Consider the following 25,442-nt stretch of genomic DNA (forward strand, 5'->3'; position numbering starts at 1 on the left):
AGGTCTTTCTTCCTTTGATGATTTTTTCGGGGTGTATTCGCGATGACTGTCCTGTCTCGGCTATCGGTTACGGGTGTAACTCCACGGACTACATTGGTCGAGCTTTCGCAACGAAGTCGGGAAGGGCGCCGGCAGCGATATGGAATTCGCCTCGCGACGAGTAAGAAATCGTTTCTCTGTATCAAGAAGAAGGGGTGCTTCGCGCGATCAATTTCCCAGTTGGTCTGACTTCATGCGCGCGCGATCGATTGAGAAACGTCGCTCGCGAATTGTCGGCGATCATCTTTAAGTTAAAAAATTCGCTGGATTAAAAATCGAGTGGCACAGCAAAAATCAGGAGAGGTAGATGCGCAGAGGATTTATTGCAATTAGCTTATTCACCACCGTTCAGCTAGCCCAGGCGCAAGGTAGCGTAACGCTGTACGGAGTTGTCGACACCGGCGTCGAGTACTACAACAATGCTGCGGGAGGAGGGTCGTTTGTTGGCATGCCGACATTGACCGGTGAAGTACCCTCTCGTTGGGGGCTGCGCGGAGTGGAAGAGCTTGGCAACGGATATAAGGTAATTTTCGTTCTGGAAAACGGTTTTGCTCCGAGCAACGGCACGCTGAACAATGGAGGTCGATTGTTTGGGCGACAAGCAAACGTGAGTTTAAGCGGAGGCCTTGGTGCGGTCACGCTGGGCCGTCAAATGAGTATGACGATGTATTCTCTGACGAGCGCCGATATCATCGGACCTTCAATCCATGGCATCGGTGCGTTCGATACTTACCTGCCTAATTCACGTAGTGACAATGCTGTTGGTTATCTTGGCTCTTTTGGCGGGTTCAGGCTTGGGGCAACCTATAGCTTCGGCAGGGATGCCGCTGGTCCGGCTGGACCTGGGGCTACCAATTGCCCAGGGCAGGTTGCGGGGAATCCGGTTGCCTGCCGCCAGTACACCATGCTCCTCGGTTACGACAGTACTTATTTTGGCGCGGCGGCGGCGTACGACGTTATGCGTGGGGGAAATGGCGCGACGGCCCCGCTTTCAAGCCCAGGATACACGGACACGCATGTCGTCGTTGATGGTTACTTCCAGTACGGGTCGGGAAAGATTGGTGCCGGCTGGATTCGCCGGAATACTGCTGCGTCTGCTCATGCGCAATCCGATATCTGGTTTGTGGGCATGAACTATTATGTCACCCCGGCGTTCGTGATTGACGGTGAGGCGCTGCGATATGTTCTTCGCTCGCACTCGAACTCGACCATGATGATCGGTCGGCTGAGCTACTTCCTTTCCAAGCGCACGTCTGTCTATTCCTCGATCGCCTACATGATCAACAGTCAGTTCGGGAGTGCCCCGGTCGCGGCAGGCGGAACAGTGGCCATGGGTAAAAACCAACTGGGTGTCATGATGGGCGTCCAGCAGCGATTCTGAGCGGCGTCAGCCTGTATGACCATACCTGTTTCATTGAGCCGGATAAATCGCGCCGGATGCCAGGCGTGGGACTGGCGTACTTCCATTTCAACGCAGCGCCTTGTTTGTTGTACTGGCGGATATAGCGCGTGAGCTTTTTATTCGAGGTCTATGGTGCTGGTGAACACGCCGCGCGTGACGACATCGCGTTGAATACAGAACGCGGCGCTCGTTGAACAAGCGGCAGCACAATTACTGGAGGAACAGGTCGTGAACCTGACAGACACCGTCTCGGCATTCAGAATTGCCGAGACCGAAGTTTCCGCTTCGCGTATGGTTGTTCCGCAGAGCAATCCGCGCCCCTCAACTCCTCGGACTCCGACCATTCGTCGCACGGGGCTCGCGAACCCGGGAGCAATGCCTGAATCGTCCAGCGCTGCATTGTGCTCCGGTACGATCGTTCGGGGCGACGCAAGTAGCGCCGACTGCGAAACGTTTTGAGGGGGCATGATTTTGAACGACATTGACTCCCTCATGGAATCGCTGGCGACCTCAGTCGCCTCAAACGGCAACGCTGTTTCCCGCTTCGGCGCGCGGGTTGTGGTTATGAGCAAATTCATTGACGCTACATTTCCGCAACTCACCGCGACCCAATGTGTCGAGATCATCAGGCAATTCCGGCAGGGGATTGAAGACAGTCTGTCGCTCATGGACGATATGCCGCTGCCCGGAGAATATCACTCAACGCTGTTGGAGCAGACCAATAACCTGCTGACAGCGCTGGACAGAAAGAGTGGGGGGCACAGGTAGCTGGGGGTTTCTCCTTCTTATCGCGTTCCAGCGTAGACGCGGGAGGCACCAGCTATCCGAGGGGAAAACGCTCCGTAGTAGGACCTTTTGATTTGGTGTTCGCACCATCGCCTATTTCATTCCCGGAATTGCGCTCGCGCGACGCCCCTTGAAATGTCTGGTTCGGCCCTCTGGACGGTTATCTCCAATCTAAACGAACTACATTATGGCAACCTGCATAGCGCTTCGAGACCTGATAGGACAATTTACCCGGGAACCCAAAGCTGAGCGAGACCACGAACACCAAGCCGTTGTTGAAGAAGTTCGCGCAAAGGTTCTGAAATACGGCCTTACGGAGAAAGATATTTTCCCTCGCAAGCGCGCTCGTCCCGGCGCGAAGAAAAATCCATCGCTGGCGCCAAAATGCCAGGATCCGAAAATTAACAAGACGTGGACCGAGCGTGCCTGGGCACCCGACCGAATCAAAGGCAACAACGGTGACCGGTTCGTTATAAAGAGCTGACCTGTTCATATCCATGGCATCACTCCATAGCTCTCTGGCCTCCCGCGCACTTCGTCTTGCCATACTACGCATAGGGCTGGTCTCGATTTGCGCGGGTGCGATCTCATATTTCGTGAACGAATTCACGATTCAGGAGACGATCCGCCGTCAACTTCTGATTTCGACCGCGCAGACCTTGCAGCGCGAATCGTTGCCGTTCGACGAAATCAGACATTTGCAGAGCAATTTTCTCGAGGAATTCAAGGCGATCTACGCGGACCCTGCGGAGCGAAAAGCACTGTTGCACAATTTCAGCCAGATTTTCTATCGACACACCGACGGTTCCTACACGCAACGCGCGGGACTGTTCGAAGGCAATGCGCTGTCCGATGGCCGCAGGTTTGGTGGGATGTCGGCCACCTACGCTCCCGATATTCCGCCCGACGAAGATATAAAGATCCGCCTTACGCTCGCGTACATTCTGTCGTATAAGTATGGATCAAGCGTAAAGGGGAGGTTTTTCAACTTCTACGGTGTGCTCCCTGAAAAGGGTTTTCCTATTTTTCAGGCAAGCGACATTGCGAAGGTGTTCACCTATTCCGGCCCTGACGCGCTGAAGCTCGAGACCTACGAGTTCTACTATCGCGGCTTCGACAAGTCGAACGAGGGTACCGTCTTCACGCGTATGTATTGGGATCCATCGAATTCCGCATGGATGACGACCATCGCCACACCCGATGTGGCCGACGAGTCGGGAAGGCATCGCATCATGGCCTGCGTCGACGTGCTGCTCGACGATCTGATGCGCCGCACGGCAAAACCGCCCATTGAGGGAGCCTATACGACGGTTTTTCAGGCGGACTCCGAAGGCACACTGATTTATCACCGCGGCCTTACAACCGCAATCAAGAGCAGTGGGGGCAAGGCTTCAATCAGATCCCTGAAACTCGCACAGGATTATGCGGTCCTGACCGCAGGTCTTGCCGCGAAGCCGGGGCAAGTCTCGCTTGTCACCACCGCCGATGAAATCGTCGCCGTGGGTGCCATTCCGCGGACGCCATGGCTGCTCTCTGTTCACTATCCGAAGGCACTGATGCGTCCCGCCATCGCGCAGAATCTGGCGATCCTGATTACGTTGGGGATAGTCACGCTGCTGGTCGAGATTTTCATTCTGCGTTCGATCCTTCAAAAACAGGTCGCTACGCCTCTCTTTCGACTGATTCACGCGGCACGGCAGATAGGTCTTTCAAAAGTACGTCTCGATAAAGATTCGTTGCCTATGCGGTCGAACGATGAAGTCGGTGAACTGGCACACGAGTTCGCCACTATGGCGGAGCGCGTGCGGGATGCGCACGAGCAACTCGAGATCAAAGTGCAGGAACGCACCGCGGCGCTCGAGGAAGCGAACAGCAAACTGCTGTCGATGAGCATGACCGATGCAGCTACAGGAATTGCCAATCGCCGCCGCTTCGATCAGGTGCTGGCCAGCGAATGGCAGCGTGCGCAACGTACGGGCAGCAGCCTGGCGCTCGCGATGATCGATGTGGACTGGTTTAAGCATTACAACGATCGCTACGGCCATCAGGCGGGTGATGAGTGCCTGCGCAGCGTGGCGAGGATATTGGCAGTTCAGGTCGCTCGCGTCACCGATCTCGTTGCGCGCTATGGCGGAGAGGAGTTCGCTGTGATAGCGCCCGTCACGGGCCGTGACGGAGCCCTGCCTTTGGCGCAGCGGCTCTGCGCAGCGCTTGAAAGCGCTGCGTTGCCACATGAGACGTCGCCATTCGGCCATCTCACCGTCAGCGTCGGCGTAGCTGTCGCCGCGCCGGCGGAGGGCGGAGCACCCGAAGATCTGATGACACGCGCCGACACCGCACTATATCGAGCGAAAGCGCAAGGACGTAATCAGGCTGTGCTGGCAGACGCATGGGAGAGCATGACATAGCGTCCCGGGCGCCCAATGCTGCGAGCAATTGAGCATACCTCACCGCGCAGGCTTCTCATGTACTGGATTTTTTGAGCTGTCTGACTCGTTGAGTTCAACCAGTGGTTGTCGGAGATCATCACGCTCTGAATGTCCTTGCGGCCTCGAAATCCAGCTTACCCAAGACGTCCGACGGCAATCGCAAAAATACTTACCATAGGAGTAGATCGAAGTGTCCCAGGATCGAAGCCGCCGCTCATCATCACCCTACCAAAAAGGCAAAAGGATACAAGTCACGCAACCACGTTGGGCGAACGACGAATCGAGCGATCCGCTAGCATCCGCGATGGCCACACTGGTCTTTCTGCGGGTCTCGCGAGTGGTGGTGCTCGATGGAGCAGGGCCGCAATTCGACGAAGCTGGCAGTGAGATGTTCCGACCTGTAGCTGGCCCCCTGCAGGAGGGCGACACCGCCGTTCTGCAGCTGAGTGGCGAGGAGTTCGGCTTGGTGCTCGCATCGGCGAACAACGAAGGCTCGAGAAATTCCTGCAAGCGTGTATCGACCGAGGCGAAGGTCAGCGATTGGGTGCACCTTGCGACAGGGCGCACAGAGGTCGACACGACGCTCGAACAAGCCAGCGCCGCGTTGTATGCGGGCAGGTGCTACGGCCGCAACCGTGTCTGCGAGGCACAGCATGTTTGAACGTCCGGGCGTGCAGCCTCGACTCCGACTCAGCCGGGCTACCACGAGGCTGACTCTGTGGCTCGGCGTAATCCGCGATTCGTTCGTGACGTTGATGCCCGTGACATTCTTCGGCCTAGGTGCCCTGCTGCTGCAAAACCTCCCGTGGGATGCCTACCAAGGCGCGATGACCGCGCTCGGGGGAAAGGTCTGGCATGAGCGCATGAACGTGGTCGTGCTGGCCACGCACGGCGTCATGGGGCTGGTGCTGGCACCACTCATTGCCGTTCATCTCTTCCGCCGTCTGCCTTCAATACCGGTTGATGGCCTGGAAGTCCCCCCGGTCGTGGCGGCATTGTCGGCGCTGGTCAACTTCATGCTTTTCGTGTTTGCCAAGCCGATTTCCAGCGAGAGTTTCGGTCGCAACGCCATGCTCCAAGGCATCGTTGTGGGCATCGCCTCGACCGAGCTGCTTCGGCAGTTGGTGCGCGTGCGCTGGTTTGCACCCGCACGCGTGCCTTACGACGTCGAGTCCAACTTCTACTTCGGGATCCGGCTCACTCCGCCTGTAATGGCGTCCGGCTTGATCATGATGGCGGCCGTTGTGCTGTCCGATCGGCTACCCCGACTGTCGCACGAGGCACTCGCGGCAATCGTGGCCGCGGTCAATTCGCATGGGACGGCTGCATGGCTACTTAGCATGGCGGCGGCGGGTCTGAACCAGATCCTGTGGTTCGCGGGCGTGAACGGCGGCAACATGCTCGATGTCTATGCCACCGACCTGTTCGCGCGGGCAGACACAGTCTACGCCGGTGGGCTAGCGTCGCGGACCTTGTTCAATAGCTTCGTCCTGCTCGGTGGGTCGGGCGCCACCTGCGGTCTGATTGTGGCGATTCTGCTGGTCGTAAAGCAGGGTCCAGAGCGGCGTATCGCACAGCTGTCCGTCGTGCCGGCCTTCTTCAACATCAACGAGTTGCTCATGTACGGCCTGCCCATCGTGCTGAATTCGACCTATCTGATTCCTTTTATCTGCGTGCCGCTCGTGCTCTGCCTGCTTACGCTCGCCCTGGTGGAGAGTGGCTGGCTGACGCTCCATCCGGTGGTCTTGCTGTGGACGACTCCGCCACTGCTATCCGGCTGGATGCTCACGGATTCGTGGCGTGGTGCCTTTGTGCAACTGATCGAGATCGGCCTGAGCGCGGTGCTGTACCTGCCGTTCGTTCACAAGGCCGAGGCAGACCGCAAGAAGCGCGAGGCCGAAGCTGCACAGGTGATGATGCAGACTATTCTCAACAATGTGCCGGCACGTACCCCGTTGATCAAGCGCCACGACGAAGTCGGCCACATAGCGCGCGGGCTGCTCTCGGATCTTCGCGATGGCCTGAACCACGACCGCCAGGCCTTGAGTCTGGTCTACCAGCCAATGCACGACCGTGAAGGCACCGTTGTGGGCGTGGAGGCGTTATTGCGATGGCGCCACGCGCGCTATGGCGCCATTTCACCGCTCATCGCGGTGACTTTGGCCGAGGACAGCGAGGAGATTCATCGTGTGGGAGCTTGGGTACTCAACGAAGCCTGCGCATGCAAGGCGCGCTGGAACGCGGCGGGGCACCGGCAACTGACGATGGCCATCAATCTATCGCCTATTCAGCTTACCGATCCCGATCTACCCGCGCGCGTGAGCACGGCGCTGCGTATGCACGGGCTGGAGCCGGTCGAGATCGAGTTGGAGATTACCGAATCGGCCGAGATACCGGGTGGCCATGTGGTCGACCAAACGCTGAGACAACTGGCCGCGGCCGGTGTGCGTTTGTCGATGGACGATTTCGGTATGGGGCACTCGTCTCTGCTGTACATGCAACGCTTTCCCGTGTCTTCGATCAAGCTCGACGGCTCTCTTACTCGCCTAGTGCTGACCAATAGCACCACCGCAGACGTTATCCGTACGATCACCGCTTTGGGCCGTTCGCGAAAGGTGAAGATCGTTGCCGAATTCGTGGAAACCACTGCGCAACGTTGCGCGCTTGTCGAGTTGGGCTGCGATATCTTCCAGGGCTATTTCCACAGTGCGCCGCTGCCCGAGCAGGCTTGCCTGGATCATTTCACGCAGCATGGGCTGTCCGCGTCGAGTGAATTTTGAGCCGAGGTAGAGACTGGACTAAAGCAGGACCGCGCAACGGTATAGATGATATCGAGGAGGGGCGCTGGCGACGTCGTCGATTGCAATGTATCCCGAAGCAGTTGTCTATCGCATGCGAAGGTAACAGCCGGCTATTTTAATGAGAAAGCGTGTCCATGAACGGTTCTGTCAAGTTTGCGAGAGTAGACTGCCGTGGTGGTTTCAGAGTGGTTATCTTTATTAGATAACTCCATCGGCAGCAGTGGCGACAGTTCAACCATGCTCTGTGGCGAAAGCGTTCCCTGAGTATGACGCGGTGACACGCCGCGTTCATTTGATGTCTGGGCAACGAGAAGTGCTACCGAGCCGAAGGATGTGAGATAAGCCTGCATGCCATGCGCATTTCGAAAGCCGCACGTCTGATGTTCGCGACTGCGGGTTGGCTGGTGGGTGTGGTCAGCGCGGTTATTCACCCGTGCAGCCGCTCTGACGAGAACGTTGCATGAGTTCCAGTGTGTCAGCCTTTGCCGCCGGATAGCGGTGCAGTTGGTCGGTAACGATCCTGCGCGGCACCGGGTTTGAACGGAGCGCCCGCGGGACGAAGCGCTTTGCCGCGGCCTTGTCGCAGCGCTTGTGCACCAGCACCTCGAGTTCGGTGCCATGCTCATCGACCGCTCGCCACAACAGATACGGCTCGCCGCGTAGCGTCACATCTCGTCCAGACACCATGTGCTGCCCGGCTTGTGCCGAGCCGCTTTGGTGCGCTGGGCGAATTCAACGCCGAACTTGGCACATCAGGAAAGGATCGTTCGTACGCGACCTCGACACCGCGCTGGAGCAACTCCTCCTTGATGCTCCGCAGGCTTGGGCTTAACCGGAAATACCAGCGAACCGCGCAGCCGATGACGGGGCGGAGAAGCGGTAGCTGTGACAAAGATATGTAGTGTTACTAATCATTTTGTTATGCCGCCGCCGCCCTGTCAACCTGGCAGAGCCCTAGAATCGCTTTATCTGCGCTGCGCCAGTCGCTCACGCAAGAATTCGATGAAGCGTTGCGTTTTCGCGGGCAGGAGGCGGGTTTCGGTAATGGCATAGACTGGCATCGGCTTGCCGTGCCATTCGGGCATCACACGACGAAGCCGGCCATTGGCCATTTCATCGGCGACTATCTCTTCCGGCAGCAGGACGATTCCCTGATCAAGCGTTGCGAGGCGGCGGACCATGCCAACACTGTTGAGCGTGAATCGCCCACCGACGCGGATTTGAGTAGTTCGCGTCCCATCTTGCAGCGTCCATGTACCCGAACCGGCTTTCAACATACCCAGGCACTCGTGCCGCTCCAAGTCAGCAGGTGTGCGTGGCTCGCCCGAGCGCTCGAGATAGCCGGGCGAAGCGTAGAGGTGCGCTTGAAGTGAGGCCAGAGGACGCGCGATCAGCTGAGAGTTCTCCGACTCGCCCATGCGGATTGCCACGTCAAAAGGTTCGCTTACCAAGTCGATTCGCCTTGGTGTGAGGTCGAAATCAAAGGTAATGCCGGGGTAGAGGTTGGCGAACTCAGCAATCAGGGGTGCAAGATAGGTCACGGCAAAGTCTACTGGAAGTGACGCGCGCAGGAGACCGCTCGGTTGCGCGAGCATTTCACCTAGCTGCTCGTGCGCGAGTCGAGCCTCATCGACGATCCGTTTGCAGCGCTCGAAGTAGATCTGGCCGGCCTCGGTCAGTTCGATCTTGCGCGTCGTTCGGTGCAGGAGGCGCAGCCCAATTGCCTTCTCCAATACAGCGATCCGTCGCGAGAGGGTTGAGTTTGGAATCCGCAGGGCCTCCGCAGCACCGCGAAAGCCCTTTGCTCTGACAACCTCAACAAATAGGGCCATATCATTCAATAGCTCCACGCCGATTGCTCCATATTTAGATCAATGATATCCAAATTACCATATTTATCTCAGAGGAGAAGCGAACGATCATATCGCCATGGAGTCTAGGGAATCAACCATGAAGCGAGATAAGAATGTGGTTCGGTGGCGTGACGATGGTGTCACTCGGAAGCTTGACGGTAAGCAAGTCGCAGTTATCGGTGGAACTGGCGGGATTGGGCGAGCCTTAAGCCGCTACCTGGCGTCGCTCGGCGCCAATGTTGTAGTCGTAGGGCAAACCTTCCGCGATGGAGACGCATCCAGGATCAATTTCATCAAGGCCGACCTGAGCCTGATGAGCGAGGCACAGCGCGTCGCCGCGCTACTACCTGCGGAAACATTGGATCTGGTTATCTTCACCACCGGTATTTTTGCCGCGCCCCAGCGTCAGGAAACCGCGGAGGGCATTGAGCGCGACATGGCCGTCAGCTACCTGAATCGACTGGTCATTCTGCGCGCCATTGCACCGAGGCTGGGCACGCAGCGTCCTGGGGCATTGACCAAGCCGCGCGTGTTCGTCATCGGCTACCCCGGCAGCGGCCAGATTGGCACGTCCGACGACCTGAATGCCGAGAAGTCGTACAAGGCCTTTGCGGCCCACATGAACACCGTTGCGGGCAATGAGATGCTCGTACTCGACGCAGCGAAGCGTTACCCGCAAGCCACGTTCTTTGGTCTGAATCCAGGCCTGATCAAGACCAACATCCGCGATAACTTCTTCGGCAAGGACTCGTTGAAGTCGCGCGTGATGGAGGCGTTGATCGGCATGCTGACGCCCACGGCCGACGCCTATGCCGAGCGCATCGGACCGCTTCTGGTTGCGCCCGAGATCGAGCGACACAGTGGTGCACTGTTCAATCGAAAGGGCCAGGCGATCTTGCCATCGCCGGGGCTTACCGCTGAGCACATCCGCAAATTCATGACCGCTTCCGAGGCGCTCGTAGCACGGGCGGGCATCCAAAGCGCGGCTTTATCGAACGAGAAACCAGTCTCTACTTCCACCCATCATTCTTAAGAGTTTCATCATGAGCCAACTGTTCAGCCCCGTTCGTGTCGGACGCTACACTCTGCCAAACCGTCTGGTCATGGCGCCGATGACCCGCAGCCGTGCTTTGCTCGACGGTACGCCGGGAGACTTGGCCGCCGAATACTATGCGCAGCGTGCCAGCGTCGGTCTGATCGTCACCGAGGGTACGCAGCCCTCGGACGATGGGCAGGGCTATCTTACGACACCCGGCATCTACACCGATGCGCATGTTGCCGGTTGGAAGAAAATCACTTCTGCCGTGCATGAGAAGGGCGGCCATATCTTCATTCAACTCATGCACGCCGGGCGTATGTCCCATCCGGACAACACGCCGCATCATCGCCAGGGCGTTGCCCCCTCCGCGATCGCGCCAGGTACCGGCATGTTCACGGCAAAAGGCATGCAGGATATTCCTGCACCGCGCGCGCTATCGACCGAGGAAGTGCGCCAGACCGTCGCCGAATTTCGCTTTGCGGCGCGCCGAGCGATCGAAGCCGGTGCCGATGGCGTCGAAATCCACGGCGCGAACGCCTATCTGATCCATCAGTTCTTGGCCCCGAATGCCAACACCCGGACCGATGAATACGGTGGCTCCATCGAGAACCGCGCGCGCTTTGCCATCGAGGTGGCCGCTGCCATTGCTGAAGAGATTGGAGCGGACAGGACGGCCATTCGCCTATCGCCTGGCATGACGCTATGGGGCATCGATGAAGGCACCGAAGGGCCCGACCTCTACCGCTATCTAGTCGCAGAACTCGACAAGCTCGGCCTTGCCTATCTGCACATCATGCATCAAGGCAACGAGCCGCTGCTGACGGACATCGGTCATCTCTGGAAGCAGCCTTTTACGCTGAACCGTCCTGGCCGGCCGCGCGAACAGATTGGGGCAGACGTGGAATCGGGGTTGGCCGATCTGGAAGCCTATGGCCAGATGGTACTCGCCAATCCGGATTTTGTTGCACGCCTGAAAGCTGATGCGCCGATGACCGAGGCGAACCGCAACTCCTTCTTTGGTGGCGACGCGCAGGGTTACACCGACTATCCAACTTTCCGCGAAACCGCGAGCGCGTGAGGCACTCCATCATGCCTACTGTCGCAACGCTCCAGCGTGCCAACCACGGTAGCCACTTCCGGGCCTATGGCCTGCGTGGCGTGGCCGAGCTGATTGATCCCTTCCTCGGGGTCGATCATGCGTGGATGAGCGCGCCCACTTTTCCGCCTCACCCGCACGCCGGCGTTTCGGCCGTGTCCTACGTGTTCCTCGACTCGGAGACAGGGATCAATAACCACGACTCGATCGGCACCCGCAACTTGATTCGGCCCGGTGGTCTGCATTGGACGACAGCGGGCCGTGGTGTCGTGCATGAGGAAGTTCCTGCGGAATCCGGCAAGACCGTCCATTCGCTGCAAATCTTCGTCGGCCTTGCGCCGGAGAAGCGGGACATTGCGCCGTTTCCGCTGATGCTGGAACCGTCGGACATTCCGGTCGTGCAATTACCGGGTGTCAAGGTTCGCGTGCCGGCGGGGAGTTTCGGCGATGTCCGCTCTCCGTTGAATCCACCGACCGATGTGACGATGCTCGATATTTCGCTGGAAGAAGGTGCAGTACTGGAGGTGCCGGTGACGGCAGGCCACTGTGCGTTTGTCATGCCAATCTTTGGCACGGTAGCAGTGGATGGTCAGTCCTTTGGTCGTGACGATCTCAAGCTCCCGGTCTTCCCGACACAGGCGGCGCCTCGTACTGTTGCGCTTCGGGCAGCGCATGGCGGAGGAAAGGTGGTGTTGTTTTCCGGGCGCCCGCTTCGTTAGTGAGCATGCGGGCCGGGATCAGTAACCTCCGCGCAAGTGGTGTTGCTGGCCGGGACGGAAGAGATCCCGGCAGCGCATATCGGATGCGTGGAAGTTGCCGTCACGTTCTTACATGTCGTTGCACGGCCAGATGCGTTGGCCATTATGTCAGGAGGGTCATGATGACGTACGAAAGATTCACTGCGGATAACGCAGCCATGCTGTTGATCGATCACCAGGTCGGTACGATGGGCTGGGTGAAATCCATTCCGTTTGAAGAGATGAAGCGCAATGCGTTGATGCTGGCGCAGACCGCGCACATTCTCAAGATGCCGGTGGTGTTGACCTCCAGCATGGAAGAGTACGCACAGGGGCCGTTGCTGAGCGAACTCGAAACGATCCTGCCGACCGAGTTCGCCGCTCGCGTCAAGCGTTTCGGCATCGTCAATGCGATGGATGACGAAAATTTCGCCGCGGCAGTCAAGGCGACCGGGCGAAAGAAGCTGATCATCGCTGGTGTCACCAACGATGTGTGCACGGTTTATCCGGCACTAAGCCTCGTGCGCGACGGGTTTGACGTGCAGGTCGTAGCCGACGCGGGTGGTTCGCCGACCCAGATGGCTGACGATATTTCGCTGCGCCGGATGCAGCATGGTGGCGTTACGCTGACCAGTACGAATCAGTTGATCGCCGAGCTCGCGGGAAGCTGGACGACACCGGAAGGCGGCCAGTTGGTGCAGGTGCTGATGACGGCGCTGCAGGGTTGAAGACGTAAACGGGGGCGTGTGGCAAATGCGGGCGAATAATAGTGAGGAAAGGAGCATGTCGTGAATGGAGAGAACGACAAAGATTCACCAACGCCTGCTCTAGCACCACTGCCTTCCGAATCAACCCAATCGACTGCCGGTCAGCCGACGCCGCTTGCGGAGCGGCAGCGTCGGCTGAAAAGTGTCGCGCTTCGATCCTTCATTCTCGTTTTGGCGGCCGGCCTCGTGATTCTTTTCACCACGAGGTGGACCCATTGGATAGGTTCCGCCGCCCGGCAATCGACCGATGATGCCTATTTGCAATCGGATTTGACGCCACTTGCCGCGAAGGTGGGTGGCTACGTTCAAAGTGTCGCCGTCAAGGATTTTCAGCAGATCAAGGCGGGAGACCTGCTGGTTCAGATCGAGGACGACGATTACCGGGCTCAGGTGAATCAAGCCGAAGCCAACGTTCAGGTGGCGATTTCTGCAATTGATAATATCGAGAAGCAGGAGGCGTTGCAGCAGACCCTGATTCGGCAGGCAAAGGCGACGATCGCCGCAACCCGGTCAGACGTCTGGCGTTACGGCCGGGATCTGGCGCGCCAGCAGATTCTGGTCGCGGGCAACGCGAGTTCGAAGGAGGTCGCCGAGCAGGCTACGAATGCTTATCAGCGCGCGCAAGCGACACTTGATCTGAACAGTGCGCAGCTCGACCAGCAACTCAAGCAATCAGGCGTGCTGGAGACGCAGAGGGCGCAGGCGCAGGCTACGCTCAGAGCGCAACAGGCCGCGCTGGAACTTGCGAAGATCAACCTCGGGCATACGCGGATCACTGCGCCAGTCGACGGGATGGTCGGCCAACGGCAGGTCAAGCCGGGTCAATACGTCAGTGTGGGTACGCAGGTCATTTCGGTCGTTCCCCTTCCCAACGTTTGGGTGGTGGCGAACTACAAGGAAACGCAAATGACGGGTATCCGGGTTGGTCAGCGCGCTTCCGTGACTGTCGATGCATTTCCGGATGTCGTTCTCAACGGGCATGTCGATAGCTGGTCGCCAGCTACCGGATCTCAATTCAGTCTATTGCCGGCGGATAACGCCACTGGAAATTTCACCAAGGTCGTTCAGCGCATTCCGGTAAAGATTGTGCTCGACTTGCAAGGGCCGGCCGTCAAGTTACTGCGTCCGGGCATGTCAGTGATCGCGACCATCGATACTGAGGTGGCAGGGGAGCGAGAATCTGCCGCGTCGACGGGTTTGCGGTGAGTGAACCCGACAATCGTTGAGCGGAACTCACACATGTCTTCTTTGACACCCTCTCATAGCCCCGCGACCCAACCAAAAGCCGGCACGCATCCGATGATTGGCATTTTCGCGGTGCTGATAGGTTCGATCATCTCAACGTTGGCGGGTCGTCTCACGAGCTTTGGCTTGGCCGACATTCGCGGCGCGGTGCACGCCGGATTCGACGAGGGTGCGTGGATCAGCACGGTTTTTACTGTCAGCCAGATGCTGATGGGGCCGTTGACCGTCTGGCTCGGCGCCACGTTCGGTCCGCGGCGTGTGCTGCTCGTCTCCGCGACGGTGTTCACGGCGGCGTGCATCATGTTGCCGCTTTCACCTGACCTGCCGACCTTCATCGCGCTTTATGCGGTTGTCGGGCTATCTTCGGGGACGTTCGTGCCGCTCACGCTCAGTTTCGTCCTCCGCAACCTGCCAGCCGGGCTCGCCGTGTATGGCGTGGCCGTCTATGCGATGAACTCCGAGCTTTCACAGAACATCTCGGCTTCGATCGAGGGCTGGTATGCGGATCATTGGTCATGGCAGTGGATCTTCTGGCAAAACGCGTTCATCACGCCGCTGATGGCGCTTTGTGTATGGTTCGGCATGCCTCGTGAACCCATCAAATACGGAAATCTGCGATCAACGGACTGGATGGGACTTTTTTACGCCGGTGTAGGCTTTAGCCTGCTGTATGCAGCGCTAGATCAAGGGAATCGTCTGGATTGGCTTCATTCGGGATTGATTTGCGGTTTGCTTCTCGCCGGCGTCATTCTGGTCGTTGCTTTCGTCGTTCACGAATTGACCGCGGAGCAGCCGTTAATCAATCTTCGCTTTGTCGTCACAGGAAACGTTCCGATCCTCGCAGTCGTGTTGATCATGTTCCGTTTCGTAATACTCTCGACGGCTCTGATCGTGCCTCAGTACCTGACGACGATCCAAGGCTTCAGGGGATTGCAGACGGGTGACGTGCTGCTTTGGGTGGCACTGCCACAGTTCGCACTTGCTCCGCTGATCGCCATGACGCTGCGACACGTCGATGCACGCATACCGCTTGCGCTGGGATTTTCTTTGATCGGTATTGCCTGCTTTATGGCGAGCGGTCTCACGAGGGACTGGCAAAGCGATGATTTTCTCGCATCGCAGATCGTACAGGCGATTGGCCAATCGTTCGGATTTACATCGCTGATCTGGTTCATGAGCCAGCACCTGTCGCCTCGAGAGGCGCTTACGTTCGGCGCGTTCGTTCAGACCATACGGCTGTTTGGCGGAGAACTCGGCGTGGCGTTCATGCAGACGTTTCTTCGGATCCGCGAACAGATTCATTCGTATCTCGTTGGCCTTCATGTGACAAGCGGATCCTATCTGACCGAATCGAGGCTCGGTGGCTATAGCGCGGCTGTCGCTCATCGATCGTCTGGTCAGACCGAGGCCCAGGCAAGGGCAACCGGGCTACTGGCTCGGGCCGTTCAAACGCAGGCAAACGTGTTGTCCTATATCGACGGATTCACCGTGATTGGCATCTCGACTGTCGGATGTCTGCTCTTGATCATCATGTTGCGGCCTGCACCACAGGAACGTGCAGGATGACACGCGGTGCATCTCGTGTCACTGCACAATTTTCATTGAGCCTCCGGACACAGGGTGAAGACTCGCATGCATGAAAGTAGCGATGCAGGGAAGGTGAAATCTGTAATTGCGGCCGTTGTGGTTGCGCTCCTCGTCACGGGCTGCACGATGGAGCCGCACTACGCGCGGCCCGTGGCGCCCGTCGCGGGGGCGTTTCCGTCGGACGGCGTCTATGCGATGCAGCCGGCCACCGCGGCCGGCGCGCGCAGCGCGAGCGGCCAGCCCGCGACCGACATCGGCTGGCGCGAATTCTTCGTCGATCCGCGCCTGCAGCGCCTGATTGGGATCGCGCTGAAGAACAACCGAGACATGCGTGTGGCGGTGCTGAACGTGGAGGCGTCGCGCGCGCAGTACCGGATTGTTCGCGCCGGTCTGATGCCAACGGTCAACGTCGCGGCTTCGGAAAGCAAATCGCGTACGCCAAAGGACCTGTCGTTCTTCAACCAGACGATTTCCAACCAGTACTCTGTCGGTCTGAACGCGTCGTGGGAAATCGACTTCTTCGGGCGGGTCCAGAGCCTGAAGGATCAGGCGTTGGCGCAGTATCTGGCCACGGCTCAGGCGCGCAAGGCGGCGGAAATCTCGCTGGTCTCGCAGGTGGCGGATCAGTACCTGACGGTGCTCGAACTGGACGATCTGCTGAAGACCACGCAGAACACGTTGACGACAGCGCAGGAGTCGTATCGGATCACCAAGCTGCAGTTCGACAACGGTACGGGTTCGGAGCTGGATCTGCGCCAGGCGCAGACCGTGGTCGAGCAGGCCAGCGCCAACCTGCAGCAGCAGGCGCGCTTGCGGGCTCAGGCAGAAAACGCGCTGGTGCCGCTGGTGGGCGAGCCGTTGCCGGCCGACCTGCCGCCGGGCCTGACGTTGAGCGACCAGAATCTGCTCACGGATATTCCGGCGGGTCTGCCGTCCGATCTGCTGACGCGTCGTCCGGACATCATGGAGGCCGAGGAGAATCTGCTCGCGGCCAACGCGAATATCGGCGCGGCGCGCGCGGCGTTCTTCCCGAAGGTGTCGCTGACCGGCAACTTCGGCACGCTGAGTCCGACGCTCGGTGGTCTGTTCAAGCCGGGTTCGGCGGCGTGGGGTTTCTCGCCGTCGATCACGCTGCCGATTTTCGAAGGTGGCCAGAACAAGGCCAATCTCGATCTCGCCAACATCCAGAAGAACGTCCAGATCGCCACGTATGAAAAGGCGATCCAGACGGCCTTCCGTGAAGTGGCGGACGGCCTCGCGGCTCGCGGCACGTACGATCAGCAGATTGCCGCGCTTGAGCGCAACGAGCGCGCGCAGCAACGCCGATTTGATCTGTCGGCCCTGCGCTACAAGAACGGCGTTGACAACTACTTGCCGGTGCTAACCGCGCAGACCGACCTGTACTCGGCGCAGCAGACGCTGATCACCGCTCGGCTCGCACGCTGGACGAACCTCGTCGACCTGTATCGGGCGTTGGGCGGCGGCTGGATCGAGCGGGCCGGCGAGACGCCGCGTCCGGCCGATCAGCCGGTCGACTACGACTTGGCGGCGGCGCCTGCGCCCGCGCGCTCATACAGTGATTACACGGTTGAACCTATACGGGCAGAAAGATAGCTGATCATATTGCCTCCGTTCATCAAAACCGCAGCGTTTCGATGCACTGGTGCAACCGGGTGTGTATTGCCGGAAATATCTTGAGTTCGCTGCATTGCTATGGTTTAGCCGCGCTCTATAGATTTGATAAGCCTGCGGATGCTATTCCTTCGCTTCAGGCTCTTCTTTTCCTTGTAGCTAGGACCGTTTGGCGTCGTGTTCGCGCGACGCTTCTTTTTTCTCTTTAGGGAATCGAACTTGCTTCGAGAAAAATGGCCCTTACCTCGTTACAGAATAACTCCGACACGGAAACTCTTTTACAGGCATGTGTGAGTTTTGATCCGTCTGACCCATCACATAAGGTGGTGATGCGGAAGATGGTAATCCCGATGCTTGAACGCCGCCTTGGGCAGTTACATTTGATGGCCCGTGTTGCACCTGCAAGTAAGCCAATTCAATCTGCGATACAGGAGATCACGGCCGTCCTCGGCGTCGCTTTGGCTCGTCTGGATCAGGGACAAAAGCCGCCCGCACAACCTGATGCGCTCGACTTGCCAGCGACGTCAATTGATCATGCCGACGAGATGGATCAAGGCAAGCAAGCAGACCGCAAAAGGCAGGCGCGTCGCTCATAGTCCATTTGCAAAGCGAAACCCGCATGCATTGCATCTCGATGCAGAACGATGTCGTTCCGAAGTTGGTGCTCAACAGAAATACAACCAAACTGGACAGGCAAGGAGCATTGTTGCGTAGGCAGTGTCGGCTGCAACCTGAGATGAAAGCTGATTGACCGCTAGTGTACTGAGTGCACGCCCTTGGGAGCGGTAATTGCGACCGTGCCGACCGGAACGGCTAAAGCGAGTAGGCGACGGTCCTCCGGTCTCTCTCCGGTCATCGGATGTTGTAGGTGCAACGTTGTAGTTAAGAAGGATGGATTGCACGCGTTAGCGTCGCGCGAGATGGATGCCGGCGAGCATGCAGCGCACGGAGCCGCCGGCCATTTCAATGGTGGGCACCCGAAGTGGCAGCAGGCGCGCGGATTGCTCGATCTGTGCGCGTTGTTGTGGCCTCAGACTTTCAGTCGCGCGTTCGGATAACGCGAGCACTCGACCGTTGCTTCCGGTGAGTTCGATTGCGTTGCCGGCAAAGCTCTCGATCTGTTCGTGATCGAGCGCAATCACGGTCCGCCCACTTTCGAGCAGTCGCCGCTGAACTTCCGCGCGGCGGGATGCATTAGAAATCAAGTCGAGCCCCACCAGCGCAAATTCGGTCGCGATGCTCATCATGACGTTGGTGTGGTAGACGGCACGACCTGAGCGATCAGCAGTGTCGAAACACATGGGCTCGAAGTTGAAATGCGTACAGAAGCGCTCCAGGGCAACGGGGTCGGCGCGACGCGACCGCGCGGTGTAGGCAACGCGTGCGACGTGGTCGAGCACCATGGCCCCCGTGCCCTCGAGGAAAACACCGTCGTACTCGAGACCTGAGTAATCAATCACGTCCTGGACACGATACTCCGCTTTGAGCATCTCGACGATATCGGCACGTCGCTCGCGCCGGCGGTTCGCGCAATGCATCGGATAGAGCGCGATATGACCGCCAGCATGAGTTGAGAGCCAGTTGTTCGGAAACACGGAGTCGGGCGTCTGGTGTTCCCCGTGATCCTCAAAAATGTGGGTGCGGATTCCGGCTTGCTCCAACGCTGCTGCAGCCGCCGTGACCTCATTTCGCGCACCGGCGGCAAGTGCCTCATGGGCCCGCTCGCGGCCGGTGTGCTGAAAAGTATTGTCAGCCGCCGTTTCGGGGTTGGGGTGAAAGCAGTGCGGCCGGATCATGACGACAGCGCTGGGCGCCTGAATCGAAATAGTGCTCATGTCAGTGACGGTAGAACGAGTACGTTGTGTATGTCGTTTCGAGTTTCGACGACGCTTCTTATTGGCTCAGCGCCACGGCCTCGCTATTGAGCTCCATCAAGTCGTTCGCAGGCGCGTTCGATCTGGCCAGCGTATCGAACAGGTTTTTGGGGTCGACAGAAGGCGGGATCAAAGCGACCTGTGTTCCGACTTTCCGGCTCTGCGCGAGACTATGCAGATAGCGGAGCGCGGAATAATCTTCGAGCGCGAAGCCCACCGAGTCGAACACCGTGACCTGGTCGGGGCGTTCCCGGCCAGCCGCCTCGCCCTGAAGTACACGCCAGAATTCGATGACCGGGAAGTCGCCCGGCAGTTGCTGGATGTCCCCTTCGATGCGCGTCTGCGGCTCAAACTCAACAAATACGGTCGCCGCGCGTAGCACGTCTGCGTGCAGTTCGGTCTTTCCTGGGCAGTCGCCTCCGACTGCGTTGAGGTGCATGCCCGGCTCGATCATGTCGGGTGTGATGATCGTCGCGTACGCCTTGTCGGCCGTGACGGTTGTGACGATGTCGGCCCCACGCACGGCGTCTGCCGTCGAGCTTGCGTGCACCACTCTCAATTGTGGGTACCCCGCCAGATTGGCAATCAGCTTGTCTGTTGCGCGAGGATCGACGTCGAACACGCGGATCTCTTCGATGCCGAGGATTGTGTGAAAGGCGATCGCCTGGAATTCGCTCTGCGCCCCGTTTCCGATCAATGCCATGGTGCGAGAGTTGGGCCGTGCGAGCACTTTCGCCACCATCGCCGATGTTGCGGCGGTGCGCAACGCGGTCGTCAAGGTCAACTCGGATAGAAAAGTCGGGTAACCCGTGTCGACGTCCGCCAACGCGCCGAAAGCCATCACGGTATGGATGCCGCGCTCCGCATTGACGGGATGGCCGTTCACGTACTTGAAGGCGAACAGACTCGAATCCGCGACGGGCATCAACTCAATGACACCCACGTTCGAATGACAGGCAACGCGTGGCGACTTGTCGAATTCCTGCCATCGAAGGTAATCGGCGCGAATCGTGTCAGCGAGTTCCCGCAAGAAGCGCGGGACACCGATGTCCGCGACGAGTCGATAGGTTGCGGGTACGTCTAGAAAGCAGGTCATTGCCGAATCTCCCAGGTTATTAGTGGCCGCTATGTCGAAAACGCTGGAGAAATTATTCACCGGCCTCGAGCCAACAAAAAGATGGCAAAGATTGCAGTTTTGGCACGGTGTATAGCAAAATGTCAGATATCGGTGGCATTTTGCTAAATTTGACGGCGGGTTGTCTGTGCCGTCGCGTTCATATCGGTGGGGAAGGTGGTCAATCTCGATGATGCCGACAAGCAGTTGCTTGCGCTGCTGCGGCAGGACGCTCGCATGTCTGTAGTGACGCTTGCAAAGCACTTGCGCGTCGCACGGGCAACGGTGCAAAACCGTATAACCCGGCTCGAGAAAAGCGGGGTGATCGTCGGTTATACCGTGCGCCTGAAACCAGCGGCGGAGCCGCATCAGATTCGCGCGTTGATGACGATCGCCGTTGATGGTAATCGAGCAAAGGGAGTGATGACGGTGCTGCGCGGACACCCTAACGTGGCGACCATCCATAGCACCAATGGGCGTTGGGACATGATCGCGGAGCTGCGAGCCGACACGCTTGAGAACTTCGATCGCGTGCTCGGAGCGATCCGGTTGATTGACGGAATCGCCAATACGGAAACAAGCATTCTACTTTCCACCCACAAGCTCTAAACAAGCAGTGCGCGATTGCCAGACCCGCGGTGAGGAGATAGCTTCCGAAGCTCCCCCGTCGCACCTCGACTAAGCGGACGACAGACTGGCTGCCGGCGCAGCTAGCGAAATGTCACCTACTGGAAGCAATCTGCGCAAACTGGCCGCGACTTTGGACAATCTGCAATTATCTTTCTGTGGGCTCGAAGGTGCGGAACAACAGGTTCTTTGCTCGACCGAAGAAATCTCAATAGTACAAGTTCACGATGTTTGCTGAACATCTCGGTTTCCGGCTGCGGGATTTGGCCGCGTAAAGTAGTTGCCGAGCGGTGCGCAAACGCAGCCTCGGGTCCTTTTCATAGCCTATTGAACAGCGTATGAACCCCTCCAGTCCTCTCATCAGGCTCGACGCGGACCAGGTCGCGCACGTCGCCGGGGCTGCGTTGAGTTTTCAGGGAGTGACGTGCGTGTGCTCGCAACGTCAGCGCGGGGGGATGCGCTTGACGTCCCAACAACGCTCAACTATCGAGCGTTCGGTGCGGCTCCTCTGCCACTGCGGGTGTCGACGACCGAGATGGCGGGCGGATGGATGAGTTGTGCTCGCGGGCATTCATCTCGCACAGCGATAGGGATGCCTCTGGTGAGTTCGGTCAGGCGATGACTCTCGCTCGGAAGCGGTAACGATATTGTTTCCACGCGTTCGGCCAATATAAAGAGGACGAACCTCGCAAGCACGCAGGCGAGAGTTGCTAGAGGAAAAATGAACAGACAATGTCCGATGGGCAATCTTTGATTCTCCTTCCGTCCATTTGAGATCGACGTAATCGACATGGGGGCTGGACTGCGCCCCCATGCACGCACTAATTCATGAGCATCGCGGCAGTTCCGTCTGCCCGGAATCCTTTGCGATAGCGCCCGAGGCCCACGATGCCAAGCAGCGACACGGCCGAAAGTACGGTGAAGAAAATCGCCAATGGCAACCACTCGCCCTTGTAGTTTTGCGCGAGCATCGTACCAATCAAGGGTGTCGTCCCACCGGCGATTGTCGCGCAGAGTTGATAGGCAATCGAAATGCCGGAGTACCGGACCTGCGTGGGAAATGCAGGCGTCATGAACCCGGCGATAACTGCATAGACGGCGGACAGCACCACCACCGCGAGCGAGATACCCGCCACGATCGCGGCGGGATTTTGCGTCTTGACGAGCAGGAACATCGGGTAGGGCGTCAGCATGGACAGCAGGGCCGCACAGGTCAAAAAGCGGGTCTCTCCAACACGCTGGGCCAACAGCGCTGAGATCGGCTGGGACGCCAACTGGATGAGAGTGACCACAAACAGGCAATCGAGAATGAACGACTTCGACATGCCGAGATAGCCGGTGACATACGAAATCATGAACGTGTTGGTGAAGAAGAACCCGGCGGAACCGATCGTTGTGGCCATTGCCGCCATGACGATCGGATACCACGCGGTGCGCAGCACTTCCCTGACTGGCGACTTCAGCACCTCGCGATTCTTGCTGAGCTGCTCGAACTCGGGCGACTCCTTTACCCCGAGACGGATCGCCATGCCGATTAGAAGCAGCACGAAGCTGGCCAGAAAAGGCAGGCGCCAGCCCCAGGCGACGAAGCTTTCGTGATCGAGCGATGTGACGAGCCTGAACGACACGAGCGAAAGAATCAGGCCGGCCGGGCTGCCCATCTGCGGAAAGGACGCGAAGAACGTTTTGCGGCCGGTTGGCGCGTGCTCGCTCGCCATCAGTACTGCTCCGCCCCATTCGCCGCCAACGGCAATGCCCTGGAGAATCCGCAACAGCACGAGCGAGATCGGTGCCCAGATGCCGATGCTGCTGTATCCGGGCAGCAGGCCTATGCCGGTGGTGGCGATCCCCATCAGGAACATGGTCAGCAGCAGCATCTTCTTGCGGCCCAGCTTGTCGCCGAGATGCCCGAACACTGCACCGCTCAATGGACGCGCGATGAAGCCGACAAAGAACGTGCCGAACGAAGCCATCGTGCTGAGGAAGTGATTGCTGCTTGGGAAGAACACCTCGCCGAGAACGAGCGCGGCGGCCGTCGCGTAGGTGTAGTAGTCGTAAAACTCGACGGCCGTGCCAATGAAAGCCGCAGTGGCGGCGCGCACTGGCTGATGAGTCTGTTCAGAATGGGACATGGGGAATCCTGTTGATGGACGAACAGCGTTGGCTTGACTGCCGTCTTTATCGGTCGCCGAAATGCGCCCGCAAAATTCAGATTTTTAATCTTCAGTATCAAGGCGGCTAATGCTCGCCTCGCTTATACGTTGCCGCTGTCGTCAAAGGCGCGGAGGAGCGCAGCACGCGCGATCAGCCGTTGAGCGTTATTGCGCTCCGGGTAGTCGATCCACGTAGAACCGGCAGGGGATGGATTCGCCTGCTGCGCCGCGTGTGCGTCGACGAGCGCGCGCGCTGCCTGCACGTCTTCCACTGATGGCGTCAGCGCGCGGTGAATCGCCGGCACGTGTTCCGGAAATACGACGCTTTTTGATGCGAATCCGAGTTGCGTGGAGATGTTCAGGTCCTGCCCCAGCACCTGCGCCGACCGATATGTACAAGGAAGATCAATCGGCACGCAACCGGCGGCAACGCACTCGATCAGAAAGCGGCTGCGTGCGTAAAGCAGTTCGTTACCGCCCGGCGTGCGGCGTGCGCCGAGGTTCGCCGCCAGATCCTCGACCGCCAGCATGCAGCACTTTATCCGCGCACCCACCTGAAGTAGTGCTCCCAGATTGACCAGACCCTTTGCGGATTCGACAACTGGAACCACCTCCGTCGAGCCCTCCGGGATGCCCAGCTTGCGCTCGATGACGGCCAGCGCCTCGTCGAGTGAGGCCAGCTGAGCCGCGCTCTCCGCGTGCGGCAGAAAAATCGCCCGTGGGGTGCCGGGCATGATGCCTTCGAGATCGGCATGGCCGTCGTGCTCCAGTTTGTTGATCCGTACCGAACCGAACGTGCCGGCCCGAGCCGCCTCGCGCAATAGCGTGACAATGCGTTCGCGTGCCTGCGGCCGGTCTTGCGGCGAAGTCATCTCTTCGAGGTCGGCGACGATTGCATCCGCACCGCTTTGCAGCGCGACTGCGTGGGCCCCGGTATGGTTGCCAGGTACGAAGAGCCATGTGCGCCGGATGCCTGGCGGTCGCAGCGTTTGATGAACGTTCATACGGCCTGCCCGGCGCGTGCAAGCATCGCGTGAAGCAGCACGTCCGTACCACGCGTGACGTCTTCCGGCAAAGCGTCTTCGGCTTCGTTATGACTCAGACCGTCGACACAGGGGATAAAAATCATCGCGGTCGGGCAGTGCTTCGCGAGATGGATCGCGTCGTGTCCGGCGCCACTGATGATGCGTTGATGCGGATAGTCCAGCGCCTCCACCGCGTTGCTGATAGCCGCAATGCAGTGCGGGTCGAACGGCGTGGCCGGACTGACCCAATGCTGTTTGATCTCGACCGTGAGGTGGCGGCGTTTCGCAATCGCATGGAAGCGCTCGCGCAGCGCCGCTTCCATGTTGTCGATCATTGTGTCGTCCGGGTGGCGCAGATCTACCGTGAACGACAGGTCCGCCGCGATCGTGTTGCGCGAAGCATTGCGTATGTGCAGCTCGCCGATGGTGGCGAGGCCTTGCGGGAAGAAATCTGCCGCGATGCTTTCCAGTTCCGCGGCCATTTCCGCGCTCGCGAACAGCGCGTCGCGGCGGTACTGCATCGGTGTTGTGCCTGCGTGCGCGGCTTGCCCACGCACGCGCACATCTAGCCAGCGAATGGCCTGCCCACCCGTGACGACGCCGATCGGCACGCCACTTTCCTCGAGCACCGGCCCCTGTTCGATATGCGCTTCGAAGTAGGCGTCGAAGACGATACCGGGCACGGCGCGCATGCCGGCGTAGCCGGTGGTTTGCAATGCTTCTTCGATCGAGGTGCCGCCGGCATCGCGCGTGTCCAATGCCTGGGCAAGCGGCATGACGCCCGTGAAGGCCGCTGAACCGAGCATCGCCGGCGTGAAGCGCGCGCCTTCCTCGTTGGTCCACACGACGATTTCGATAGGCTTGTCGGTTTGAATGTTCGCATCGTTGAGCGTGCGGACAACTTCGAGCGCGGCCAGCACGCCATAGACCCCGTCGAAGCGGCCGCCTTCGGGCTGGGTGTCGAGGTGGCTGCCGCTTGCGACGGGCGCGGCGTCGTTCCGTTTGCCTGCGCGCCGGGCGAAGAGATTGCCGACCTGGTCGACGGATAACGTGAGCCCGGCTTCGACGCACCATTGCGAGAAAAGCGCCCGGCCTGCCGCGTCCTGCTCGGTCAGTGCTAGGCGCCGCACACCGCCGCTGGCCGTGGCGCCGACAGCGGCCATGTTCATCAGGCTCGCCCAGAGCCTCTCACCATTGATCTTTAGCATCACACACTCCTGAAGCCGCGGCGTACTG

The 25,442-nt window shown here is 59.0% G+C and carries 21 protein-coding genes and 1 pseudogene; 14 read left to right on the top strand and 8 right to left on the bottom strand.

Going from position 1 to position 25,442, the window contains the following annotated elements; all coding sequences use genetic code 11:
* Window positions 1-346: 346 nt before the first annotated feature.
* Window positions 347-1,420, top strand: coding sequence for a porin (locus tag BLT65_RS29680; protein WP_091784447.1), 1,074 nt, complete (start codon window positions 347-349; stop codon window positions 1,418-1,420).
* Window positions 1,421-1,906: 486 nt separating this feature from the next.
* Window positions 1,907-2,209, top strand: coding sequence for a hypothetical protein (locus BLT65_RS29690; RefSeq protein ID WP_244186723.1), 303 nt, complete (start codon window positions 1,907-1,909; stop codon window positions 2,207-2,209).
* A 178-nt stretch (window positions 2,210-2,387) separates the two neighbouring features.
* On the opposite strand, the gene BLT65_RS48070 is transcribed toward BLT65_RS29690, so the two are convergent.
* Window positions 2,388-2,726, bottom strand: coding sequence for a hypothetical protein (locus tag BLT65_RS48070; RefSeq protein ID WP_244186726.1), 339 nt, complete (start codon window positions 2,724-2,726; stop codon window positions 2,388-2,390).
* A 97-nt stretch (window positions 2,727-2,823) separates the two neighbouring features.
* Here BLT65_RS48070 and BLT65_RS48075 point away from each other — a divergent pair, with 97 nt between their 5' ends.
* The 3 genes from BLT65_RS48075 to BLT65_RS29710 all read left to right on the top strand — a co-directional run bounded on the left by BLT65_RS48075 (window position 2,824) and on the right by BLT65_RS29710 (window position 7,436).
* Window positions 2,824-4,635, top strand: coding sequence for a diguanylate cyclase (locus BLT65_RS48075; protein ID WP_244186727.1), 1,812 nt, complete (start codon window positions 2,824-2,826; stop codon window positions 4,633-4,635).
* A gap of 325 nt (window positions 4,636-4,960) precedes the next feature.
* Window positions 4,961-5,317, top strand: a complete 357-nt coding sequence (locus BLT65_RS29705) for a hypothetical protein (RefSeq protein ID WP_091784454.1) — start codon at window positions 4,961-4,963, stop codon at window positions 5,315-5,317.
* Window positions 5,310-7,436 (top strand): EAL domain-containing protein, encoded by a 2,127-nt coding sequence (locus tag BLT65_RS29710; RefSeq protein WP_167306567.1) that lies wholly within the window; start codon window positions 5,310-5,312, stop codon window positions 7,434-7,436. The genes BLT65_RS29705 and BLT65_RS29710 overlap by 8 nt, the downstream gene beginning before the upstream one ends.
* A 136-nt stretch (window positions 7,437-7,572) precedes the next feature.
* Here the strand turns inward: BLT65_RS29710 and BLT65_RS29715 are convergent.
* Both BLT65_RS29715 and BLT65_RS29720 read right to left on the bottom strand, forming a co-directional pair.
* A pseudogene (locus BLT65_RS29715) lies at window positions 7,573-8,369 on the bottom strand (IS6 family transposase).
* A 53-nt stretch (window positions 8,370-8,422) separates the two neighbouring features.
* Window positions 8,423-9,307: a LysR family transcriptional regulator gene (locus BLT65_RS29720; protein WP_208545823.1), complete on the bottom strand. Its 885-nt coding sequence runs from the start codon at window positions 9,305-9,307 to the stop codon at window positions 8,423-8,425.
* 100 nt (window positions 9,308-9,407) lie between these two features.
* Between BLT65_RS29720 and BLT65_RS29725 the strand changes: the two genes are divergently transcribed.
* The 8 genes from BLT65_RS29725 to BLT65_RS29760 all read left to right on the top strand — a co-directional run bounded on the left by BLT65_RS29725 (window position 9,408) and on the right by BLT65_RS29760 (window position 18,009).
* Window positions 9,408-10,343, top strand: a complete 936-nt coding sequence (locus tag BLT65_RS29725) for an SDR family NAD(P)-dependent oxidoreductase (protein ID WP_091784568.1) — start codon at window positions 9,408-9,410, stop codon at window positions 10,341-10,343.
* Window positions 10,344-10,353: 10 nt separating this feature from the next.
* Window positions 10,354-11,427 (top strand): alkene reductase, encoded by a 1,074-nt coding sequence (locus BLT65_RS29730; RefSeq protein WP_091784461.1) that lies wholly within the window; start codon window positions 10,354-10,356, stop codon window positions 11,425-11,427.
* Between the two features lie 11 nt (window positions 11,428-11,438).
* Entirely contained in the window at window positions 11,439-12,164 is a 726-nt protein-coding gene (locus BLT65_RS29735; protein WP_091784464.1) for a pirin family protein, read from the top strand.
* Between the two features lie 161 nt (window positions 12,165-12,325).
* The gene (locus tag BLT65_RS29740; RefSeq protein WP_091784570.1) at window positions 12,326-12,910 is read left to right on the top strand and encodes an isochorismatase family protein; all 585 of its coding nucleotides are present in this window, start codon (window positions 12,326-12,328) and stop codon (window positions 12,908-12,910) included.
* Window positions 12,911-12,970: 60 nt separating this feature from the next.
* Complete coding sequence (locus tag BLT65_RS29745) at window positions 12,971-14,155, top strand: HlyD family secretion protein (protein ID WP_208545824.1); 1,185 nt, start codon at window positions 12,971-12,973, stop codon at window positions 14,153-14,155.
* Between the two features lie 33 nt (window positions 14,156-14,188).
* A complete protein-coding gene (locus tag BLT65_RS29750; protein ID WP_091784467.1) occupies window positions 14,189-15,760 on the top strand; it encodes an MFS transporter in 1,572 nt (523 codons plus the stop codon).
* A 147-nt stretch (window positions 15,761-15,907) separates the two neighbouring features.
* Window positions 15,908-17,395 (top strand): efflux transporter outer membrane subunit, encoded by a 1,488-nt coding sequence (locus BLT65_RS29755; protein ID WP_425273166.1) that lies wholly within the window; start codon window positions 15,908-15,910, stop codon window positions 17,393-17,395.
* A 251-nt stretch (window positions 17,396-17,646) separates the two neighbouring features.
* Complete coding sequence (locus BLT65_RS29760) at window positions 17,647-18,009, top strand: hypothetical protein (RefSeq protein ID WP_091784473.1); 363 nt, start codon at window positions 17,647-17,649, stop codon at window positions 18,007-18,009.
* A gap of 309 nt (window positions 18,010-18,318) precedes the next feature.
* Here BLT65_RS29760 and ctlX read toward each other — a convergent pair whose 3' ends face one another.
* The gene (ctlX, locus tag BLT65_RS29765; protein ID WP_091784476.1) at window positions 18,319-19,248 is read right to left on the bottom strand and encodes a citrulline utilization hydrolase CtlX; all 930 of its coding nucleotides are present in this window, start codon (window positions 19,246-19,248) and stop codon (window positions 18,319-18,321) included.
* A gap of 58 nt (window positions 19,249-19,306) precedes the next feature.
* A complete protein-coding gene (locus tag BLT65_RS29770; protein ID WP_091784479.1) occupies window positions 19,307-20,383 on the bottom strand; it encodes an ornithine cyclodeaminase in 1,077 nt (358 codons plus the stop codon).
* Window positions 20,384-20,578: 195 nt separating this feature from the next.
* Here BLT65_RS29770 and BLT65_RS29775 point away from each other — a divergent pair, with 195 nt between their 5' ends.
* Window positions 20,579-21,010 (top strand): Lrp/AsnC family transcriptional regulator, encoded by a 432-nt coding sequence (locus tag BLT65_RS29775; RefSeq protein ID WP_091784576.1) that lies wholly within the window; start codon window positions 20,579-20,581, stop codon window positions 21,008-21,010.
* Between the two features lie 839 nt (window positions 21,011-21,849).
* Here BLT65_RS29775 and BLT65_RS29780 read toward each other — a convergent pair.
* The 3 genes from BLT65_RS29780 to BLT65_RS29790 form a co-directional block, all read right to left on the bottom strand.
* Window positions 21,850-23,160: an MFS transporter gene (locus BLT65_RS29780; RefSeq protein ID WP_091784481.1), complete on the bottom strand. Its 1,311-nt coding sequence runs from the start codon at window positions 23,158-23,160 to the stop codon at window positions 21,850-21,852.
* A gap of 122 nt (window positions 23,161-23,282) precedes the next feature.
* On the bottom strand, window positions 23,283-24,185 hold the full coding sequence (locus BLT65_RS29785) for an HpcH/HpaI aldolase/citrate lyase family protein (protein WP_091784484.1): 903 nt from the start codon (window positions 24,183-24,185) through the stop codon (window positions 23,283-23,285).
* Window positions 24,182-25,414, bottom strand: coding sequence for a Zn-dependent hydrolase (locus BLT65_RS29790; protein WP_091784487.1), 1,233 nt, complete (start codon window positions 25,412-25,414; stop codon window positions 24,182-24,184). Before BLT65_RS29790 ends, BLT65_RS29785 begins: the two co-directional genes overlap by 4 nt.
* Window positions 25,415-25,442: the final 28 nt, after the last annotated feature.

This window comes from Paraburkholderia steynii (genome assembly GCF_900100565.1).
Taxonomy (GTDB): domain Bacteria; phylum Pseudomonadota; class Gammaproteobacteria; order Burkholderiales; family Burkholderiaceae; genus Paraburkholderia; species Paraburkholderia terrae.

Coding starts and splice junctions, on each gene's coding strand:
- BLT65_RS29680 (WP_091784447.1), top strand. CDS start 347: ATGCGCAGAGGATTTATTGCAATTAGCTTATTCACCACCGTTCAGCTA.
- BLT65_RS29690 (WP_244186723.1), top strand. CDS start 1,907: ATGATTTTGAACGACATTGACTCCCTCATGGAATCGCTGGCGACCTCA.
- BLT65_RS48070 (WP_244186726.1), bottom strand. CDS start 2,726: ATGGATATGAACAGGTCAGCTCTTTATAACGAACCGGTCACCGTTGTT.
- BLT65_RS29705 (WP_091784454.1), top strand. CDS start 4,961: ATGGCCACACTGGTCTTTCTGCGGGTCTCGCGAGTGGTGGTGCTCGAT.
- BLT65_RS29710 (WP_167306567.1), top strand. CDS start 5,310: ATGTTTGAACGTCCGGGCGTGCAGCCTCGACTCCGACTCAGCCGGGCT.
- BLT65_RS29725 (WP_091784568.1), top strand. CDS start 9,408: ATGAAGCGAGATAAGAATGTGGTTCGGTGGCGTGACGATGGTGTCACT.
- BLT65_RS29730 (WP_091784461.1), top strand. CDS start 10,354: ATGAGCCAACTGTTCAGCCCCGTTCGTGTCGGACGCTACACTCTGCCA.
- BLT65_RS29735 (WP_091784464.1), top strand. CDS start 11,439: ATGCCTACTGTCGCAACGCTCCAGCGTGCCAACCACGGTAGCCACTTC.
- BLT65_RS29740 (WP_091784570.1), top strand. CDS start 12,326: ATGACGTACGAAAGATTCACTGCGGATAACGCAGCCATGCTGTTGATC.
- BLT65_RS29750 (WP_091784467.1), top strand. CDS start 14,189: ATGTCTTCTTTGACACCCTCTCATAGCCCCGCGACCCAACCAAAAGCC.
- BLT65_RS29755 (WP_425273166.1), top strand. CDS start 15,908: ATGGAGCCGCACTACGCGCGGCCCGTGGCGCCCGTCGCGGGGGCGTTT.
- BLT65_RS29760 (WP_091784473.1), top strand. CDS start 17,647: ATGGCCCTTACCTCGTTACAGAATAACTCCGACACGGAAACTCTTTTA.
- ctlX (WP_091784476.1), bottom strand. CDS start 19,248: ATGAGCACTATTTCGATTCAGGCGCCCAGCGCTGTCGTCATGATCCGG.
- BLT65_RS29770 (WP_091784479.1), bottom strand. CDS start 20,383: ATGACCTGCTTTCTAGACGTACCCGCAACCTATCGACTCGTCGCGGAC.
- BLT65_RS29780 (WP_091784481.1), bottom strand. CDS start 23,160: ATGTCCCATTCTGAACAGACTCATCAGCCAGTGCGCGCCGCCACTGCG.
- BLT65_RS29785 (WP_091784484.1), bottom strand. CDS start 24,185: ATGAACGTTCATCAAACGCTGCGACCGCCAGGCATCCGGCGCACATGG.
- BLT65_RS29790 (WP_091784487.1), bottom strand. CDS start 25,414: ATGCTAAAGATCAATGGTGAGAGGCTCTGGGCGAGCCTGATGAACATG.